The organism is Sporomusa acidovorans (genome assembly GCF_900101845.1).
GTDB lineage: Bacteria > Bacillota > Negativicutes > Sporomusales > Sporomusaceae > Sporomusa > Sporomusa acidovorans.
On record NZ_FNAM01000003.1, the window covers coordinates 141,772 to 158,369 of the forward strand.

At 38.6% G+C, this 16,598-nt stretch carries 15 protein-coding genes; 14 read left to right on the forward strand and 1 reads right to left on the reverse strand.

Annotated elements, in window-relative coordinates:
- The first annotated feature begins 29 nt into the window (after nt 1–29).
- The 13 genes from BLR65_RS04260 to BLR65_RS04320 all read left to right on the forward strand — a co-directional run bounded on the left by BLR65_RS04260 (nt 30) and on the right by BLR65_RS04320 (nt 13,731).
- Nucleotides 30–329: a hypothetical protein gene (locus BLR65_RS04260; protein WP_093792828.1), complete on the forward strand. Its 300-nt coding sequence runs from the start codon at nt 30–32 to the stop codon at nt 327–329.
- Nucleotides 330–505: 176 nt separating this feature from the next.
- Nucleotides 506–1,219 (forward strand): YetF domain-containing protein, encoded by a 714-nt coding sequence (locus BLR65_RS04265; RefSeq protein ID WP_093792830.1) that lies wholly within the window; start codon nt 506–508, stop codon nt 1,217–1,219.
- Complete coding sequence (locus BLR65_RS04270) at nt 1,216–1,953, forward strand: YetF domain-containing protein (protein ID WP_093792832.1); 738 nt, start codon at nt 1,216–1,218, stop codon at nt 1,951–1,953. Before BLR65_RS04265 ends, BLR65_RS04270 begins: the two co-directional genes overlap by 4 nt.
- Before the next feature lie 128 nt (nt 1,954–2,081).
- Nucleotides 2,082–2,966, forward strand: a complete 885-nt coding sequence (locus BLR65_RS04275) for a multicopper oxidase family protein (protein WP_093792834.1) — start codon at nt 2,082–2,084, stop codon at nt 2,964–2,966.
- A 369-nt stretch (nt 2,967–3,335) separates the two neighbouring features.
- Complete coding sequence (locus tag BLR65_RS04280) at nt 3,336–4,802, forward strand: multicopper oxidase family protein (protein WP_093792836.1); 1,467 nt, start codon at nt 3,336–3,338, stop codon at nt 4,800–4,802.
- 404 nt (nt 4,803–5,206) lie between these two features.
- Nucleotides 5,207–5,875 (forward strand): hypothetical protein, encoded by a 669-nt coding sequence (locus BLR65_RS04285; protein ID WP_093792973.1) that lies wholly within the window; start codon nt 5,207–5,209, stop codon nt 5,873–5,875.
- 304 nt (nt 5,876–6,179) lie between these two features.
- Nucleotides 6,180–6,599: a SoxR reducing system RseC family protein gene (locus BLR65_RS04290; RefSeq protein ID WP_093792838.1), complete on the forward strand. Its 420-nt coding sequence runs from the start codon at nt 6,180–6,182 to the stop codon at nt 6,597–6,599.
- Between the two features lie 112 nt (nt 6,600–6,711).
- Entirely contained in the window at nt 6,712–8,430 is a 1,719-nt protein-coding gene (locus tag BLR65_RS04295) for a methyl-accepting chemotaxis protein (protein WP_093792840.1), read from the forward strand.
- A 52-nt stretch (nt 8,431–8,482) separates the two neighbouring features.
- Nucleotides 8,483–9,178, forward strand: a complete 696-nt coding sequence (locus tag BLR65_RS04300) for a response regulator transcription factor (protein ID WP_093792842.1) — start codon at nt 8,483–8,485, stop codon at nt 9,176–9,178.
- Nucleotides 9,171–10,322: a sensor histidine kinase gene (locus BLR65_RS04305; RefSeq protein ID WP_093792844.1), complete on the forward strand. Its 1,152-nt coding sequence runs from the start codon at nt 9,171–9,173 to the stop codon at nt 10,320–10,322. Before BLR65_RS04300 ends, BLR65_RS04305 begins: the two co-directional genes overlap by 8 nt.
- Before the next feature lie 479 nt (nt 10,323–10,801).
- Nucleotides 10,802–11,044 carry a DUF2933 domain-containing protein gene (locus BLR65_RS04310; protein ID WP_176772684.1) on the forward strand — a complete coding sequence of 81 codons (243 nt, stop codon included), beginning with the start codon at nt 10,802–10,804 and terminating at the stop codon, nt 11,042–11,044.
- A gap of 254 nt (nt 11,045–11,298) precedes the next feature.
- Nucleotides 11,299–12,399 (forward strand): ATP-binding protein, encoded by a 1,101-nt coding sequence (locus BLR65_RS04315; protein WP_143122498.1) that lies wholly within the window; start codon nt 11,299–11,301, stop codon nt 12,397–12,399.
- A 24-nt stretch (nt 12,400–12,423) separates the two neighbouring features.
- Entirely contained in the window at nt 12,424–13,731 is a 1,308-nt protein-coding gene (locus tag BLR65_RS04320) for a TnsD family Tn7-like transposition protein (RefSeq protein WP_093792850.1), read from the forward strand.
- 778 nt (nt 13,732–14,509) lie between these two features.
- Here BLR65_RS04320 and BLR65_RS04325 read toward each other — a convergent pair.
- Entirely contained in the window at nt 14,510–15,577 is a 1,068-nt protein-coding gene (locus BLR65_RS04325; RefSeq protein ID WP_093792852.1) for an IS110 family RNA-guided transposase, read from the reverse strand.
- A gap of 285 nt (nt 15,578–15,862) precedes the next feature.
- Between BLR65_RS04325 and BLR65_RS04330 the strand changes: the two genes are divergently transcribed.
- A complete protein-coding gene (locus BLR65_RS04330) occupies nt 15,863–16,582 on the forward strand; it encodes an ABC-three component system middle component 1 (protein WP_093792854.1) in 720 nt (239 codons plus the stop codon).
- The last annotated feature ends 16 nt before the right edge of the window (nt 16,583–16,598 follow it).

The window sequence follows — 16,598 nt, forward strand, 5'->3', positions numbered from 1 at the left end:
ATTAACCCAAGATAAGGAGGACTCTAAAAATGATGATGAATCAAGGAATGCACATGGGAATGAATCAAGGCACGAACATGGGGATGATGCCTCAAGGTAATATGACAAATATGGCAAGCATGCCGGGAATGATGCCTGGATCAGGTTTAGAAGGTTTTCTAGGCAGTATACTTAGTACAGGAATCACGCTATTATTGTTAGCAGTATTAGTTGCAGGGACAGTGTTTTTGGCGAGAGCACTGTGGGAAACGTTTAAAGCAAAACAGAATACAACACAGTCTCCACAAACTGTTGTATTAGCTAAGCAAGTGGAAGTGCTAGATAATTAAATATAGGGTAAAGCACAGTCAGCTCAACTTGAGCTGGCTGTTTTTTATCCATATTATTAGAGCAGTTTTACTATTTTACATTAGAGTGCATGAGTGGGGAACAGTTAATCGACAAATATTATTATGAAAGATATGGGCATACTAAACTACTAGTACCATTTATTGGAGGGAATCTGATGGATTGGCAGTTATTCTGGGAAGGTGGTAAAGATCTTTCCATTTTAATGTTAATGAGCCGTGCGGTTGTTTTGTATATTGCTTTAATAATCGCCACTCGTCTAATGGGTTACCGGCAGGTGGGCATTTTATCTGGACACAACTATCTTGTCGCAGCTGGTATTGTGAGTTTGGCTGCCGTGCGCATGGTTAATCCCCAGTCATCATTAACAACAGGACTAATGATTATCTTTGCTTTTGCTGGTGTGAATGTATTTCTTTCTTATCTTGATATTAAATGGCCACGAAAAATTGACCAGACAGCCAGTGTCCTGATGGAAGGTGGACAGCTTATTAAGTCAAGTCTAATGGACTGTCACATTACAATTGATAATTTGTTGGGGCAGCTTCGCCTAAAAGGGATTCATAGTCTTTCTGAACTGGATTCTGTTATTTTGGAGCCATATGGAAAAATAAGTATCAGCAAGAAACCATCTTCGATGCCGGTGACTAAAAAGGATATGCAGATAACTTCTATGCCAGCAGGCCTATCGACAATCCTGATTTACGATGGAGTCATTCAAGAAGAAAATATTAGGAAATTAGGGTTTGACCGACAGTGGTTGTCCACGAAGCTGCTTGAAAACAGGATCAACGACCATCACAAGGTATTCCTTGCAATGATTGAGGCAAATGGAACCCTATATATTAGTAATAAAGAAGGGATAGCGTGAATATACTTTCCGAGGTTTTGGGGGCAGCAGAACACATTAGCACCACTACATTTTTCTTGAGGACTTTAGTTGTAGGTATTCTATTGTACCTAGAGGGTCGATTTTTACCTCACCGATCAGGGGGGCAGTTCGCAGGATATGATTTTACTTTTTTCTGGATGATGGGGGGGATAACCGCAGGACCTTTGTTTGAACCCAAAATTAGTGTGGTTAATACAGTCGCTATTATTGTGGTTTTGTATCTCTTGCATTATCTAATTTCCTATGCGATTGTGAAAAATAGAGCCTTTGCTAAACTGCTTGTCGGCGAGGCCGTACCATTAATTTCTGCAGGAAAGGTGCTGCGTCACAATTTAAAGAAAAATCTATTGCCGTTAGAACTACTACTGTCTGAATTACGGACGGTTGATGCGCCTAATTTAAACGAAATTGAGGCAGCTGCTTTTGAGACTAACGGTCATATTAGTGTATTAAAAAAGGCCGACCATAGCCCGGTTACCGTGCAAGATTTAAACATTGCCACAAGTGGTGGAGGTTTTCCGGTGCTTTTAATCAATGATGGAAAGGTTGTTACTACTAATTTATATAAGACTGGCCATGATGAAAAGTGGCTTCATAACCAACTGCAACAAAAAGGAATAGATAATGCTAATGCAGTTTATGTAGCAATGATTGACTCTACCGGCACGCTATACTGTTCGTGTAAAGATAATAGTAACATTCAATCCGGTTGACAATATGTTAATGTAAAGCAGAGGGTAGCCTCTGTTTTGTTTTTTCCTAATCACTGTTAGATCATAGTAGTCGCGTATGCGAAATTATGTGCATAAAATATGGTAAATGGTATAAGGAGAGTGACAACATGGTCACGAGTCCTGACCTCTTTGATTTACCGTATGAATTAAGACAAGGAGTAAAGTATTTTGAGCTAGTGGCTGAGCCAGTTGAGAGGGAACTGTTACCCGGCCTTTTTATTCGTGGTTGGGGATATAATGGCAGTATTCCGGGGCCTACTATCAAGGTGTATCAAGGGGATTACGTTAATATAAGGGTGTACAATTCATTGCCTGAAGCCACAAGTGTTCATTGGCATGGCTTGGATGTGCCAAATAACATGGATGGGGCGCCGGATGTAGAGCCAACACCCAAGATTAAATCAGGGTGTTATTTTGATTATCACTTTGAGATAATTAACCCGCCGGGCACCCATATGTACCATACTCATTTTAATGTTGCCAAGCAGGAGATGATGGGGCTAGCCGGTGGCCTGATAATTTTAGATCCAAATGATTATGTTGATCGTGACTATTTTATTATGCTGCAAGAATTTGCGGTTAAAGGCTTGCAGATGGGCGTACTCAAGTCTGGGAGTTATGAGGTCGATCCCCTGAACGATGATCTTCAGTTTTTCACTATAAACGGGCGGTGTTTTCCGTTCACATCTCCTTTGCCTGTTAACTACGGCGATGTTACTAGAATTAGGCTGGCTAATCCGGCCATGAAGGAACACCCCATTCATTTACATGGTCATCAGTTTGTTGTTGTAGCAACTGATGGGAATGAGATAAGTCCGTGCGCACGCATGCGGAAAAATACTATACCTGTTGCATCAGGAGAAACGTGGGATTTTGAGTTTTACGCTAACAATCCAGGGTGTTGGCCACTTCACTGCCATATTCCCCATCATTCGGCTAATAACATGACCAAAGAAATGGGAGGTATGTTTACTGTTGTCAAGTATAAGTAGTAGCCAACATAATAGCGGCGGCTTACTAATTTAATTATAATATCAGGGACATTGCTAAAGAACTACTTCTCGTTTTATAAATATAATCATTTTTGTTTAACGGTGAATGTTATAGATGGTACGGCTTTGCTAAGGATTGTTATGGTGACTAAAACATAAATTAGTCAAGCTGCCCGATTACTGTGCACTTAGATCGTAAAGAGGTTAACCGCAGGGTGGCTTCTTTATGATTTTTATGTTTCATAGTAATGCTAAGAATTCTTTTTTTTAGTCATTTAAAATTCATAACTTTTTCATATTTTTATGATAAACTTTACATAAGCTTGTCTAGAAGCGGTGATATCGACATTCAGAAAGGGGAATGCATCTATGGTACCCAAGAAAACGATTGCAATAGGTGTTATCGCAGTAACTGCGGCCATTGCTTTGTCTTTTAACTCTTTTTCAGGACAGGCATCAAGTATCAAACTGGACATGAAGGAAGTTAACTGGGAAATAAAACCGGGTTTAACTACTAAGGTATGGAGTTATGGCGGGACAGTGCCAGGGACACCTATTATTATTAAGAAAGGTGAAACAGTAAATGTTACTGGAGTCAATAATCTGCCTTCGGCAACTACTATACACTGGCATGGCCTTGTAATTCCTAATGATCAAGATGGGCCGGGAAAGACTATAAAACCAGGTGAGAAGTACTCATATTCCTTTAAGGTGAACGAAAGTGGAACCTATTGGTATCATTCACATTATCGCCCTGTTTTAGATCAGGTTGATAATGGTCTATACGCCCCAATTATCGTTAAGGCACCGGAAGATGAAAAATATAGCGGGGATCATATTTATATTATTGATGATTGGTATCTTGATTCCAACGGAAACCGCCTGAGTGGAACGGCCAGAGGCGAAATGGAACGATTCGGGAATATTGAGACAGTCAACGGCAAGTCTGGTTCGGCTATTGAACCACTAGCAGTCAAGAAAGGCCAACTTCATAAACTGCGTTTCATTAACGCCTCAACTGCTGCTGTCCATACAATAAAGATATCAGGCCATCGTTTCCGCGTGACTCATACCGACGGTCATGCTTTGCCTTCACCATACGAATCAGACGTACTAACCTTATCACCAGGTGAACGTATCGATGCAGAAGTCGCAGCAATTGGTGATGTTGGTCAAGTTTATGCTATAGAGAGCGACCGCCCTGAACTCGGTCTCATAATTCCCATAAAGTATCAAGATGGACAGGTTAATCTTGTTGCTTCTCCTTTCGTTCCTCCTCAGGCAAAAGGGTTTGCGGGGATTGAGAGTCGCACTCCTGACTTTACGCTTGATCTAAACTCCGTTATGGAAATGCCTTCTCATAATAATATGGCTCCGGCTTCTCCGGCGGTTGGGCATGCTAGCCATGGTAATTCGACTCCTCCTGCTGCTCCTATTAACAGTCATGGCGGTCATGGTGCACCGGCTCAGGCTGTAACTAGTGAGATGCAGATGCAAGGCAGTATGCGCTGGACTATTAATGGGCAATCGTACCCTAATGTTCCGCCATTGGAAGTTAAGCTTGGACAAATTGTTAAGGTGCGGATTGTTAATAACGATATAAGCACTGCGGAGAAGATGGATCATCCTATCCATATCCATGGTACTGAGTTCCAGATTGTTTCTCAAAACGGAAAAGCACCAGCAAGAGAAACATGGAAAGATACCATCAACGTGCCAGCGGGTGAGTATGTAGATATTGCCTTTACTATGACTAACCCTGGTACTTGGATGCTCCATTGCCACATTCTTGATCACGAGGATGGTGGTATGATGACCACGGTAGTCGCAAAATAATTAATTGAATTTGACGGGATATTCAGTTTTAAATAAGCCGAATATCCCGTTAATTTTTCGTTGACAACATTGTAGGCGTCAATTTATAAAACAACTTAAACTCCATAGAATGGTATTTTGATGGACATTCTAACATTGATTTATCGTTGCATTGGTGTATGGTTTGTTTACATTAGAAATAGTCAGCTTAGCTGGCTGTTTTATTTTTCAAGGTTTTAAGAGACTTAATATAGGGTATTATCGTAACTTCAGTCTTAAGTTCCTGATTGATTTGCAACATATGTATAAAATTCTTCGCAAAGTAGAACTGGTAAAATAACACAAGTTTTTCATGATTTATTCATCAGATATTCATATTCGTTAGATATGATAGTGGTAAAGATATCAAGGAGGTAGTAATGAAAATGAAAAAGACAATTATAACCGCATCTTTATTGATGAGCATGATGGTAGCAGGCGTGGCATCAGCTAATGAGTTTCTCCCGGAAACAAACAAAATAAAATCAGAGATTGAAACAGTCATGGTTAATCAAAGTTCTAAAAATGGTCCACAGTTTGTTGTGATTGACCATAATCCTACTGGATATAACAAACAGGTAGTAGGCGGCCATACCATCGAGGGGTGGGTCAAAGATGGTGTGGTTAATACAGTAATTGACGGAGTCACTACCAAGTCTTATCGCATCAATAAGGATATTGAAACAGTCATGGTTAATCAAAACTCTAAAAATGGTCCACAGTTTGTTGTGACTGACCATAATCCAACTCGATATAATAAACAGGTAGTTGACGGCCGCACCATTGAGGGCTGGATCAAAGACGGTGTAGTGTACACGGCAGTTGACGGAGCTAAGACGAAAGCATATCGCATCAATAAGGATCTCGAAACGGTCATAGTAAGGCAAGGCGGCAGTAAAAATGGTACCCAGTATGCCGTAATTGACCATAATCCTACTCGCTATAGCAAACAGGTAGTAGGTGCCCATGTGATTGAAGGATGGATCAAAGACGGTGTAGTATACACGGCAGTTGACGGCGTTATTGTAAAAAAGGGAACAAATTCAGTCAATTAAAAGGGCAAATGGAAGAGTGAATTGCTCGGAACGCAAACAGGACAAACGTGTTACACGTTTGTCCTGTTTTAACAGTATTAGGTTGAAAAAATAAAAAATTACGAAAGAAAATTACAGTCAGTCTCTGTGATAAACGGCAATAAGAATAGCGTGGGAAAATATCATATGGGTAATCGAAACAATTTTTGTGTTTAGTTAATAGAATTCTGAAATCTCATAATATCTTCACACTGTATTCATAAATAATTCACATTTGGTTTGTATAATAAATCTAAGTAAAAACAACAGAACGGAAGTGAACAATATGAATAAACAGCAAGAAGGAATTGTTTTGGCTGTTAACGGGAAGATGGCTAAAGTTAAAGCTAGCCGACATAGCGACTGCGAAAACTGTGGCTCATGTCCGGGCAATACGGCCATTGTTGTTGAAGCGCTAAATTCGGTTGATGCTAAACCCGGTCAGCGAGTTGCTATTGAGATTCGTGAGGTGAATATGCTAAAGGCAGCGTTTATTGTCTACATGGCTCCACTTCTTGCAGCGTTTGCTGGGGCACTAGCTGGAACGTATGCATCCTCTTATATTGGAATGAATAGCTTGATAGCTTCTATTGTAGGCGGTGTTGTCTTTTTTACGCTGGCAGTGTGGTATGTAAAACATTTTGACCATATGGCACGTAATGATGAGAGGATGAGACCCGTGGTTGCTTCTATATTGTCTAAATAATACTTTAGTTTTCCCTTGCCTTTAAAAGTAAGAGGATACTAAGAAAAATTGATCGAAACATAAGGTATTATGACAGTTTGAAAGAGCAGAATAGGGGAGGGGATTCTAAAAGATGCAATGGTTTCGAAATTTACCCATAGCACGGAAGATACTTGGTTTAGTACTTATAATGGTGGTGTTCACCGGTAGTATAGGCTTCGTGGGCTATAAATCGACCGATCATATTAAAAAGTCGCAAGACGAAATGTATGCCCGAAATTTATTGCCAATTAAATGGGTAAATGCTGCTCGCAGCCAGTCACAAGCTGCACTCGGGACTACGAAAGAAATTCTTCTGGCTCATTCGGATAAAGGTAAAGAAAATAAGCTGCTTACAGAAGCCAAGACTCGCATGGAGGATGTTGAACAGCTATTGAAACAATATGAGACGGTAGTTCAAGGTGAAGAAAAAGAAAAACTAATGCAAGTTGAAAAGATGTTCAGCAGCTATCATCAAGAACGGCATAAGGCGATAGAATTAGCGTTAGCGGGGAAGAAGGAGGAAGCCTATGCCTATTTTGAGAAAAATGCCGCTGGCCATGTCGAGCATGCTAACAGTATGCTCGAGGAAATGGCTGATAACGAAGCGAAACAAGCTGCTGCTAGGGCAGAGCATAGCTCCAAAGAGGCTTCAGAGTCAATAACTTGGATTATCATCCTAACTGGTATTGCTATGCTGGTATCACTTGCCCTTGGACGGTATATTGCCCACCAAATGATTATCAAGCAATTGAAAAGAATGGTTGATATAGCAGAAGAAATGGCCCAGGGCGATTTCACTGGTAAGACCGATATTCCCCTTTATCAGGATGAGATCGGGCAACTTGGCAAGGCCTTTATAATAATGTCAGATAATCTACGTACACTGGTGTCGCAAGTGAGGAATTCCGTTGAGCAGGTTGCAACTGCGTCAGCGGTTCTAACTGAAGGTGCTGATCAATCAGCTCAAGCATCAACCCAAGTTGCTGCGTCAGTAATGCAAGTTGCCCAAGGAGCTCAAGAGCAGTCTGGGGCCGTTAATGAGACATCGGGTATAGTAGATAAGATTTCAGATAATATTCATCACGTAGCTAAAAACGCGGAAATGGTGGTTAAGTTTGCTAGTCAAGGAGCAGAGACTGCTCAGGATGGTAATAAGGCTGTTTTAGCCGCTGTTCAACAGATGGGAAGTATTGAAAGAACAGTAGCAAACTTGGCGGCGTTAATATCTAAACTTGGTTTAAGATCAAATGAAATCGGCCAGATCGTTGATACCATTGCCGGAATTGCCAATCAAACCAATCTTCTAGCACTAAACGCAGCTATTGAGGCTGCCAGAGCAGGAGAAAACGGGCGAGGGTTCTCTGTAGTTGCCGAAGAAGTACGCAAGTTAGCCGAACAGTCACAAGAGGCAGCTAAGCAAATAGCAGAGCTAATTAATGAAATTCAGGGAGATACCACAAGAGCGGTTGTTGCTATGGAATCAGGCACTAAGGAAGTTAAGGCAGGTAATGAAGTAGTGAATACTGCCGGACAAGCTTTTGAACAAATTAGAGAACTTGTTGAGCAGGTATCAGGCCAAGTTTCTGATATCTCAGCCTCAATTAATGAAGTAGCAAGCGGCAGCAGTCAGATAGTTTGTTCCATCCAAAATATCGAGCAGATTAGTAAGAATACAGCTGCAGAGTCGCAAACTATTTCGGCGGCCACCGAAGAGCAATCAGCCTCAATGGAAGAAATGGCTGCATCCAGCCAGCATTTAGCTCACATGGCCCAACAACTAGAAGCGGCTGTACAAAAATTTAAAATATAGTTAGCTGGCGTCCTTTTGCGGTGCCAGCCTTTATAAAGTGGGAGGGATATTTATGTCACAAAGCTCAGTGTTAGTTGTTGATGATGACGAAAAGTTGGTTGAGTTACTTCAGATATATTTTCAAAGAGATGGATTTTTAGTATACACTGCCAATGATGGTCTGACTGCTTTGCAAATAGCACAGGACAAACAACCTGATATTTTGGTACTTGACTTAATGCTTCCTGGAATGGATGGCCGGGATATTTGTAGAACGCTTCGACGGGATAGCGAGGTGCCTATCTTAATGTTAACTGCCCGGGATGAAGAGAGCGACAGATTAGTTGGGCTCGAGATTGGTGCCGACGATTATGTGACAAAGCCCTTTAGCCCTAAAGAAGTGGTGGCTCGTGTTAAAGCGATACTCCGCAGAACCAAAGGAATGAAAGTGAAAACAGAACCATTACAAATGGGAGATGTCGTTATTAACACTGAACAGTATCAAGTAACAAAGGGTGGCCAGCCTGTTGAAATCACGCCGACTGAGTTTAAGATATTAGAACTACTAGCTGCAAATCCGGGGCGAGTTTTCAGCCGGTTACAAATTGTAGAACAAACGCAAGGTTATTCATTTGAAGGCTATGAACGTACAATTGATGCGCATGTAAAAAACTTGCGACGAAAGATTGAAGATAATCCTAAAGAGCCAGTATTCATACAAACTGTTTATGGTGTAGGTTATCGGATGGTAGGGAGTCAGAATGAATAGTATCATCTATCGGATTACCGGATTGATGTTTTTAGCAGTTGCTATAACCGTCTTTTTACTGGTCTATTTGGCTAATTCGCAAATGACTGATCTTTTCCAAGAGTATGTTACCGTTCAGCAAATGGAAGTGCGTCACAGTATGATTACACACATGAGTCCGAACAACCAAGGACAAGTTGGCATGATGGGGATATCCGAACAAAATTTTTTATCATCGGTACATCAATCGCTCATTTGGGTTGGCGTAGTCATATTGGCTGTAGGATTGGGTGCCAGCTATGTTTTGGCTCGAAGTATTACTACGCCGCTTAGAAAACTTAGTGCGGCTGCCATAGAGATAGAGCGGGGAAACTTTGCCCAGAAGGTTTCTGTCAATTCAAAAGATGAAGTTGGGAATTTAGCTTTAATATTTAACCGGATGGCGGAAACGCTTGATAGTAACAATAAACTTCGACAACAATTCCTTGCTAATATAGCTCATGAACTACGTACCCCCTTGGCTATTATCCAAGGTCACTTGGAAGGGATGATTGATGGCGTTATTGAAGCTAACCCTAAAAAACTAACATCCCTCCATGAAGAGGCTGTTCGTTTATCACGTCTTATCAAGGATTTAAAGGACTTGTCATTAGCCGAGGTACGGCAACTATCGTTAGAGATCAGCGATGTTAATATTAACCATACCGTTGAGCAGGCTTTGTATATGTTGAACCCGCTTGCAAACGAGAAAAAAATTACTGTTACGAAAAGATTGGCACCTGATTTGCCAACGGTTTCAGCTGATGCCGATAGAATTAATCAGATATTTTATAACCTTATTACTAACGCTATTCGTTATACTCCAGACGGCGGTCATGTAACTGTTTCTACAGAACTAGCTCTGTATGAAGAAAAAGAGTGGGTAAAGGTTACTGTTGTTGATAACGGCCCGGGTATTAGTGCGGATGATCTCCCCTTCGTTTTTGATCATTTTTATCGAGGAGATAAATCGCGGGATAGAAAAAGCGGGGGTACAGGACTTGGTCTAGCAATTGTTAAACAACTCGTCGAGATTCACGGTGGGAAGACACAAGTTGAAAGCGAAATTGGCAAAGGGAGTTCTTTTTACGTCTTCTTGCCTGTAAAGTTCATAAAAATGCCATAATTTCTTCATAATATCTTCAAATTTATCTTGTATTATATATTTATAGGACAGAGGAAAACTGATGTGGAGTGATGCTAGATGATGTGGATTTTGTTTTTTATGAATTTGTTTGTGATAATTTATATTATCCATATAATTGCAAAACTAAAGGCTCAAAAAGAGTAGAAACAGTAGCCCAGATGGTTTTCAAAACTATTTGGTTTATATAGATTTCTCCCTCCCCCACATTATAGAACCCTAGCTTCGGCTAGGGTTCGTTGATTTTAAAGTGCAGTATTTACGGTATATATTTTAACTGCTAAAATATCATACCTTATTCATAATTACTTCATAACATTTTCACAAAGCTTTGTTAAAATAAGGGCAAATGGAAGGCTTTAGGCGTGCAGCCACAATGAAATATCTAGGATTCAATTAAGTTTTGAATAGACGATTGGAGGAAGATGAATATGAAATGCTGCAAACAATCCCAGAATAGTTTGGAAAATAACGAAAATCAAGGTCAGCAACATAATTGTGGCGGTGGCTTTAAACATATGGTAATGATGTTACTATGTTGTCTTGCACCGCTTGGTCTGGTTCTGCTTTTGCGACAAAGTGGTTATGATGGTGAGGCGAACTATTTAGTGCTATTGTTATGTCCATTAATGCATTTATTTATGATGCGAGGGATGGGACATAACCATAATGAGGGATCAACAAAAAATAATTCTACGAAATAATTATGGTTTGATAATGAGTGACAACGGATGGAACAGATAATAACTCAGAGACTATCTGTATAATACGTGGGAAAATTTAAAAAAACAAGCTATACTCAGGAGCTGAAAGTTTAGCAGGAAATAACACCCCCAAGGAGAAAATATTGTAAGATTAAGGATAATTTGGTTGCATTGGGGGAAAAGATATTAAAATTGTTGAAGGGCATGACTCCATTTATTGCGAATTTGATAAGTCAAAGAAAGAAAAATTCTTTTTGAAATTCTTACCTAAGCTTAATAGTAAAATAGAATTAGGTAACCTTTCTTTTTTACCACCTAATGCAACTAAAGTAGAAAGACTCCTTCCTAGTCACATGCAAGTGCATTGCGTTGAGAAATTACGCGAATTCATATATGCTGGGTCTCAATATTATTATTTAACGGTTTTAATTAAGCAGTTTATCATTAACGGATATAGCAACCGCAATCCTTTGGCTCCGGAATATATAATAAAAACGAGAAATAATAATCTTTTGGAAAGCAAGTTAATAGCTAATGCTAACCCACTAATAGCCGTATTAATCGGGATTAGTGGAACAGGTAAATCCGTAGCTGTTGAAAGAATATTAACAACATATTGTACCCAAGTTATAGAACATGCTAAATTCGAAAAAAGTTATTTGCTAATGGATCAGTTAGTATGGCTAAAAATAGATTTCCCATGTCAACCAACAATGCGCAGTTTTTGTCTTTGTATTTTAGATAAGATAGACCAAATACTCGGGACCGATTATTTTTCGCTATTTAGCTACCAAAAGCAAAAAGAGGAAGAACGTATAGAACAGGTTGCTAAAATACTATGGCTTCATGGAGTCGGATTGTTTATTGTTGATGAATTTCAAGGTATTACAAAAGCAAATGGGATGGAGAAGCGGTTAATACTTGATTTTTTAGAAAAGATCAATATTGTAGTAGGAATACCAACATTACTAATAGGAACTCCGTCGGCATTATCAGTTCTTCCGGACGTATTTCTATCTACCATTGTAAGATGGAGTAAATTTAGTTTTAATGAGGAATGGAATAGTCTGGTGCATGAATTACTTAAATATCAATGGACGTTGCATGAAGTGGAAAATTTTTCAGATATATCGCGAGAACTATTTGAGGTTTCTTTAGGTATAACAGATATTGCTATTAAGTTGTATATAGCAGCGCAACAATATTGTATTAATAGAGATATTGCCCGGGTGACTCCGGAAATTATTACGCTGGTAAATAGAGAAAAATATAAATTAGTGCAACCGATGCTTCATGTTTTACGAGAAGAAGATACGAAGAATTTATTACAATACTCTGCTATCGTTTCAAAATAAACTCTTCTAAAAAAGGTGCATATTATGATAAAGTATTTCCCCAGACCTTATCCAGATGAACTTTTATATAGTGTTATTGCAAGATTTCAGAGGCATTTTGGTAACTCGCAAAGTGAACTCATTCGATCTTTATGGGGAAAAACTAAATATCCTTTTAGAGGGTATCAAGTTAATCGCTTGCAAAAGCTGTTGGATAATACATTATTGGGACAGTGTTATAGTGCGAAACAATTAGCTTTTCAACACACTCTTTGGCCATTTTTTTCAGCCTTTTCTGGAAGAGACGTTCAAAATACGATGTTTCATAATATGATAGTGGATGTTGCAAAGAATACTACCGGTTTTATAGGAAGCCACCTAAGTAATATAGGTAGAAAAAAGAGTCTTCAATTTTGTCCTGAATGCATGAAGGCGGATATTGAAAGTTATGGAGAGCCATACTGGCATAGAATTCACCAAGCTCCAGGGGTTTTAATTTGCCCTTGGCATGAAATAGTATTAAGAAATACATGTCCTATGTGTGGCATTCCAATTTTATCACAAGGAATGCAGTATGCTTGCCTAGATGCCTGCTGTGTTAATGGACATGACTTATCCTTATCTGAACCCAAAGTGAATAATATAGCGAAAAAAACTTTAGAGCATTTAATTAGTTATGCTCATGAAGTATATAAATTGTTGCTTACTGACTGTTGTTATGAACCACAAGCAATTAGCCAGCGATATATTATAAAGTTACGTGAGTTAGGATTTGTGGGATTAAAGGGGCACCTAATCAACCCGGGCAATTTTACTGCTTCTTTTATAGAGTATTTTGGAAATGAATTTCTTAATCTGTTAGAATCGCATGTTGATACCAATATAACAAGTTGGCTGCGTATTATGATATGGCGAGATGGATATAAACGTTTATATCATCCACTTAGACATTTATTGCTTATAAAGTATTTATTTGGATCATTGGAAAGCTTCAATATTTCTGATACCGAATATCTTCCTTTTGGGAAAGGTCCATGGCCATGCTTAAATCCTGTAGCCTCTCATTATCGAATGCTAGTTATAAATGATTGTTACATATATCAAGGAAGCTTTAAAAAAACACACGGAATTTTTACATGCGAATGTGGTTATATATATTCTAGGGTGGGACCTGATAAAACTAACGATGATCGATATAGGGTTGGCAATGTAATTTCTTATGGCTCAGTTTGGGAAGATGCGTTAAATAATCTTGTGAATTCGGGAAAATTTACCATGAAAGAAATTGAATTAAAGATGAAAGTAAGTAGAATGACTCTTATTAAATATATAAACAAGCGCAAAAGAGAATAATTTAATAGTAACTTTAAGAATGAAGGGTTTGCCAACTTTATTTTTATTCTACAGAGGGTATCTGGAAATATAATACTCAAGGGGGCGCTACCTCAAGCGGTCAGTATTTACCCCTTTGGGCATAGTAAGTAATTTTCTTTATAGGGCTATTAACAAACCACTACTTAATGAAGTAGTGGTTTGTTAATTTATAACTTTATTTTACAAGATGGATAATAAAATTAAGTTTACGACTTTATTTATATTTATCCTTAAAACCAAGGGTTTAAACACATTGAAAGTTTACAACTTTATTTTTGTTGTACAGTTAATAACATTTTAAAATATATTTGGTCACGCTGAGTGTATGCCATTTGTAAAAAAAGCATTTTAGATTGCGCCCCCTCACTTTAAGAGGGGGTGAAACTTTCGCGAAACTTCGATTCCGCGTATTAGTATTCACTTCCTATCAAAACAATACGTCTAGGAGAGCATACTGTCGCCCGGGTAGTGAGGAACATGATTATAACTTAGATGAGTGGATCTGTAAGTTACGGATCTTTCCATCAATACCAATAGTTACAGTTCAAGCCCACTGACTTGGCGGGCTGTCGTGTTTGAATTGTATTGACCCTGTAGAACATAAGGATTCTTGGCAAACTTATGGTTAAAGTAACAGTTTGCCAACTTTATTTTTAAAGAATTCTTATAAGCAATAAATCATTTGCCAACTTTATTTTCTTATGCGCCGAAGTATCAGGATTTAACAGGGATGAAATTTGCCAACTTTATTTTTATTCTACAAACGCTTCTTTTGATAATAGGCTTTGAATACCGGATCATGAGTAGACGCAATGAGTGCGGCACGAAACAACGCCGTTCTAAGATAAGGTGAACCGCGCTTACTCATTTTGTTATTCGCACTTTGGTAATTGCCCGATTGGTGTATAGAAGCATCAATACCGGCGTAAGCAACAAGCTTAGAAGGATTGCTGAATCTTGAAATATCGCCAATCTCGCCGAGAATGGTTGCACCAATAACAGTACTAATACCCGGAATTGTGGTGATTGGCGAGTTGAGTTTTTCAAGCAACGTTTTGGTTTGCCGTTCTATTTCATTAACTTGTTCCTCAATGAAATTCATTTGCTCAATTAAAAGGCGAAGCTGCAGTGTCATGCTTTGCAGGCCGAAAGTGATACCGAAAGAAGTTTTAGCGACAGAAGAGATTTTGTGAATCTTTTTCGCAGCAAATTTTTTAAAAGTTATTTCTTTCAGCACGGATTCTAATTGCGCAGCCGTAATGAATTCAAACTCCGAAGGTGTACTGAGATGCAGGAGAATTTCCTTTGATGTTTTACCAAAGACATTGGAAAAAACAGCTTGGTATTCCGGAAATATTTGATCAAGGATACAAATCGTTTTTCTTTTGTGATCACCAATCGAACTGACAAGGTAATTTCGAAACCGAGACAAATTGCGTAGAGATAAGACATTCTCATTGACAAGAGATGTTTCGAGGAATTCACCATACCGAATAAAGTCAGCAATAAGAACCGAATCAATCACATCTGTTTTATGCTTTCTGATTTCAGTAGCGTTGCGCCAGCCGTCAGTTTGAATGGGATTGATGACATGAATCACGAATCCCTGTTCAACCAGGAACGAATAAAGAGCCAGCCAATAATGGCCGGTGGCCTCCATGCCAATTTCGAGTGCCGAAGAATAGGCGGAAATCTTTTCAAGTAAGGAGTTGGCCCCATCCGTGGAGTTAGAGAAAGAAAAAGCTTTAAAAACGACTTTGCCTTTTTCATCTAGAAGAGAAGCCACATGATTGTTTTTTCCAATATCAATACCAAGATAAAGCATACGATCACCTGGACAAAGAATTTTAGATAGGTTCCTCTACGCTGAAAAACGTTACCGCCTTATTGCAGATACGAAGTGCTTAAATAAAGCCAACATCCAACTTATTCGTAAACAGTTAATCAGTTAGAGGTGTCAGTCTTTCAAGTACGAGATTACATCTCAAGGAGAATACGACATCACTCTACCTAATGGATTAATTATACAGCGTTCTGGATAATTAATCTGTCAATAAAGGATTATAGGTTTCCTTTATTAACCTAAATACATTATATAAGGGGAAGTTTGATGATTGGAATAATTAAAACAATATTGTGTGAAAACGATTTTATCTTTGGACAAGCATTTACGATTGAGGCTTATGAGCAAAGCTTTGAAATTCAAAGCTTAATATCGAGGCAAAATCCAAGTCAAGTATTTTTGTTATTTCCGATATTGGAATCTAAATTACTGGAGATTAATTTATTAGATACTCTTCCAAATATCGCAGCTTCATTTAAGGAAACTACACAGTATGAGCCTGAAATGGAAAAGAACACCTCTTTGGTTATTTGCGTTAACAGAGATGTTGATTCTATAAAATTAGTAAGAGAAGCAATAGCAATAGAAGATAATCCATATTATTTTAAAAAGTATCTATTCGCTTATCATAATAGCGATGCTAAAAGTTTTGAACAATTAAAAAAAGAATATAACTGCGAAAATAATACAGAATTTATTCAAAAATATGTTATAAACTCAACGAATTTTACGGCATTCAAAGATAATCCGGCAAATGCTGAAACTTATAAAATGGTTTCAGATTTGTTAGTTAAGCTTCCAGTAATTTCGATTGCGTTTAGCAAAACTGAAAAAATATTATCTGTTCAAGATTTCTTTCAAGAAGAAGAAATCCAAAATCGTAAGGAAAAGTTGGACCGAGTCATTGATATTGTAAATGCCGACAGTAAAATCTCGAATGAGCAATTAGCTGAACAACTTATGCAATTATGGGATGAAGCTGAGTAATGTAGAGGGGGAGTGA

Coding starts and splice junctions, on each gene's coding strand:
- BLR65_RS04320 (WP_093792850.1), top strand. CDS start 12,424: ATGATAAAGTATTTCCCCAGACCTTATCCAGATGAACTTTTATATAGT.
- BLR65_RS04290 (WP_093792838.1), top strand. CDS start 6,180: ATGAATAAACAGCAAGAAGGAATTGTTTTGGCTGTTAACGGGAAGATG.
- BLR65_RS04265 (WP_093792830.1), top strand. CDS start 506: ATGGATTGGCAGTTATTCTGGGAAGGTGGTAAAGATCTTTCCATTTTA.
- BLR65_RS04285 (WP_093792973.1), top strand. CDS start 5,207: ATGAAAAAGACAATTATAACCGCATCTTTATTGATGAGCATGATGGTA.
- BLR65_RS04275 (WP_093792834.1), top strand. CDS start 2,082: ATGGTCACGAGTCCTGACCTCTTTGATTTACCGTATGAATTAAGACAA.
- BLR65_RS04305 (WP_093792844.1), top strand. CDS start 9,171: ATGAATAGTATCATCTATCGGATTACCGGATTGATGTTTTTAGCAGTT.
- BLR65_RS04260 (WP_093792828.1), top strand. CDS start 30: ATGATGATGAATCAAGGAATGCACATGGGAATGAATCAAGGCACGAAC.
- BLR65_RS04295 (WP_093792840.1), top strand. CDS start 6,712: ATGCAATGGTTTCGAAATTTACCCATAGCACGGAAGATACTTGGTTTA.
- BLR65_RS04325 (WP_093792852.1), bottom strand. CDS start 15,577: ATGCTTTATCTTGGTATTGATATTGGAAAAAACAATCATGTGGCTTCT.
- BLR65_RS04280 (WP_093792836.1), top strand. CDS start 3,336: ATGGTACCCAAGAAAACGATTGCAATAGGTGTTATCGCAGTAACTGCG.
- BLR65_RS04300 (WP_093792842.1), top strand. CDS start 8,483: ATGTCACAAAGCTCAGTGTTAGTTGTTGATGATGACGAAAAGTTGGTT.
- BLR65_RS04330 (WP_093792854.1), top strand. CDS start 15,863: ATGATTGGAATAATTAAAACAATATTGTGTGAAAACGATTTTATCTTT.